The organism is Pseudomonadota bacterium (assembly GCA_010028905.1).
GTDB lineage: Bacteria > Vulcanimicrobiota > Xenobia > RGZZ01 > RGZZ01 > RGZZ01.
Map to the genome: position 1 here is coordinate 1 of RGZZ01000786.1, position 1,471 is coordinate 1,471.

The window sequence follows — 1,471 nt, forward strand, 5'->3', positions numbered from 1 at the left end:
TGCTCGCGACTCATGTCGTCGTCGTCGTCGTGACTCTTTGATGCATTCTCGAGTGCCGAGTGCGTCGTTCTCCTCCATTCCCACGTGTCGTGCGCGACGTAGCCAAGAAGGAAACATGCTGGGATAGTGATGGCCGAGTACCGCACCGCACTCCAATCGACTCCCGTGCGCGGTATCGAGTCGTCACTCTCGAGGATCTGCCGATACGAACCGAATCCAAGCCAGAATACCGCGACCTTTGTCGACAACGACAGCACGATGTAGTACTTCTCCGAGAAGTTGGGGTCGGCGAATTGACGCCACCTCCTGAACGTCAGTTGCGCCACTATTCCGAACGTGTTGAACCACAGCGCAAAGGGCACGACGTTCTCGTAGAACACGTGTGCATTCGATCCCAGCTCGCTCGCAAAGATCTGGTACAACAAGATGCCTACATTCACCAAGTTCAAGTTGCTTCCAATCACCCACCACAAGATGTCGAAGAGTCGTCTGTCGCGTGCATCGTCGCAATCGAGGAGCTCGATGACGTAGCCTACAAACTGGAGTGCGACGCCGTCTGACAGCTGTTTCAAAAAGAGGTAGAAGTCGGTCTCGCCCATGAGCACGAGGCCGAACGCACTCATCATTGACGCAGTGATCGAGTACTCAATCCACCGCAGAGCGTTCCTCGACGACGTTCGACCGACGACGTGAGTGCGCACGAATGTGTCGACCTTTGGTTCGAGTATCATCCCGAGATACATCAAGTGGAAACATGCAGTCACAAACTCGACTGCGATGCTCGGCCAGAATATGTGGAATGTGAACATGTCGCGTGGGTGTGTGACCAAATAGATCGACGACGAATTCCGAACGTATGCGAAGAGCGGCGCGACGAGTGTCTGCGTCTGCACGACATCCCGATTGAGCACTACACCGAGGCCTCCGTCCAAAAAATGGACGCACGCCGCAAGTGCATTGAGAATGAGCAGGTGCCGATCCGAAGTCCACATGCGCACTTCTTTGTTCGTGTGTGTCGCACCTGCGATTGCGATCGCGCGTCTTCTTCGTGAGTGCTCGGTCGTACTTGACGGCACATTCGCATTCTCGGATAAAGTAGCTGACGTCACATCATTCGTGCGCACATCGTGCACTTCATGCTCTTTCCAATGTGGTGGTGGTGGTGGTGGTGGTGGGTAAAGCTCAACGTCTCGTCGCTGAGGTGCACTTGTAAGTCCACGTACATTCGCACGCCCCAATTGTTGTCGCGAGTGCAACGCCCGATCTGTCGGAGTTGCGAGTGTGTGGGTGTGTGTCTTATGCGCCGTTCGTTGACTTGCATTCACATATGCATATGACATATGCTCCGGCCTGAAGCGAGCTCTCGCTATCGATTCACAAGTCGTCGATCTAAGGACATGTATCTTTCGAGCGTCGCGTAGTCGACGTGCCGCTGGAGTGAGGAAGTGTGGTGACGCACTCATCGTGCTGC

Annotated in this window: 1 protein-coding gene; it reads right to left on the reverse strand. The window is 54.7% G+C overall.

What is annotated here, in order from left to right:
• Window positions 1–992, reverse strand: a 992-nt coding sequence (locus EB084_25300; GenBank protein NDD31581.1) for a hypothetical protein, incomplete at its 3' end; no start/stop codon positions are given.
• Between the last annotated feature and the right edge of the window lie 479 nt (window positions 993–1,471).